Source organism: Acidovorax sp. CF316 (genome assembly GCF_000276605.1).
Lineage (GTDB): Bacteria > Pseudomonadota > Gammaproteobacteria > Burkholderiales > Burkholderiaceae_C > Acidovorax.
In genome coordinates, this window is the sequence record NZ_AKJX01000080.1 from 1 (window position 1) to 1,127 (window position 1,127).

The 1,127-nt window shown below is 50.1% G+C and carries 3 protein-coding genes; 1 reads left to right on the forward strand and 2 read right to left on the reverse strand.

The features are described 5' to 3' along the window. Positions 1–235: hypothetical protein (locus PMI14_RS35525; protein WP_238541810.1), on the forward strand; the 235-nt coding region annotated here is incomplete at its 5' end. 84 nt (positions 236–319) lie between these two features. Here PMI14_RS35525 and PMI14_RS35765 read toward each other — a convergent pair. Then, complete coding sequence (locus tag PMI14_RS35765) at positions 320–445, reverse strand: hypothetical protein (RefSeq protein ID WP_007851785.1); 126 nt, start codon at positions 443–445, stop codon at positions 320–322. A gap of 19 nt (positions 446–464) precedes the next feature. Beyond that, entirely contained in the window at positions 465–899 is a 435-nt protein-coding gene (locus PMI14_RS34090; RefSeq protein WP_202948980.1) for a hypothetical protein, read from the reverse strand. Positions 900–1,127 lie beyond the last annotated feature (228 nt).

The window sequence follows — 1,127 nt, forward strand, 5'->3', positions numbered from 1 at the left end:
GCTTCGTCTTTTGGCGGGGTTGTTTAATGCTCATCAGCAGGTCCTGGAGGAATGGGGTATCGGGGCGAAAGCCCTGACCAACTCGTTTTGTGATGCTGCCATCGAGATGGCGGTAGTACAAAACATTTCCTGTCCGTCCGCAGAGTTAATGTCGACTGGTTTTATAGTTTTAGGAAAAAGCATTCATGCACCATTATCCCTTGTGACGCAAGGGTTAAGACCTAGCATTGCATAATGCGTTGGGTGTGACAGATTTTAGTGGCCGTACGTCAGCGGAATATCCTGATCACTAGTTTAAACGCTGACTCGTGTTACCCGGCTAACAAGCGGACGGATTCAGTCCTAAACCGTCTTCAGGGGCTTTAGGAACTGCATTCTCGTCTACCATCTTTTTCAACTCCACCATTCCCTGCATCAGCTCGTCAAAGAGGTTACGTTCGTTCATAAAAGGCGTCCTTATTGTCTCACTTTGTCCGGTGCCAGAAGCGCCACCAGGTTTTTCTAGACACTTCTGGCGTAGAAGCAGGATCTTTATGCTCAAGACGAAGCAGCAGCGACTTCAGTTCACCAACCTCCTGCCGGAGCGCGCGAATTTCTGCCATCATAGCGCCTTCATTTTGTGTGCCATGTGACTGCGTCATACTGTGCCGCTCATCAGTGCCACTCTGCTCAAGTTCACCATAGACGCGAATAAGCTCTGACGTTTCGAACTCGCGGTGTCCTTTATTGTTAGTCCTGTACGATACGCGGCCTGAAGCCATATCACGATAAAGCGTTCGTCTGCTTTTACCTGTGAGATCTTGAGCCTGTGACACACTGTGCCATGCCATAAAACGTCCTCCATCAATGGCACACTTTTCATATTGGAGCATAAAGTAACACCTGAGCGGCAGGAGCATACCTTAAGAACGGATGCTATTCCGCTTCCTCGGTCATTCGCTCACTTTGTTCGGTCATGACACTGCGGCGAGCGGTACGGGAGTAGAGACAAGCCATGGCACAAAAAGAGTAGTAGAGGCCTCGCCCGAGGGGCGATTTTCCATAGGCTTCGCCCTCCTGGCGAATGTCACAAAAAGACACTCAAGCCAGAAGTGGCGAAACCCGACAGGACTTAAAGATGCCGGACG

What these genes read in the sequence shown, in the direction of transcription:
- PMI14_RS35765 (WP_007851785.1), bottom strand. Translation starts at nt 445, where the DNA reads ATGAACGAACGTAACCTCTTTGACGAGCTGATGCAGGGAATGGTGGAG.
- PMI14_RS34090 (WP_202948980.1), bottom strand. Translation starts at nt 899, where the DNA reads ATGCTCCTGCCGCTCAGGTGTTACTTTATGCTCCAATATGAAAAGTGT.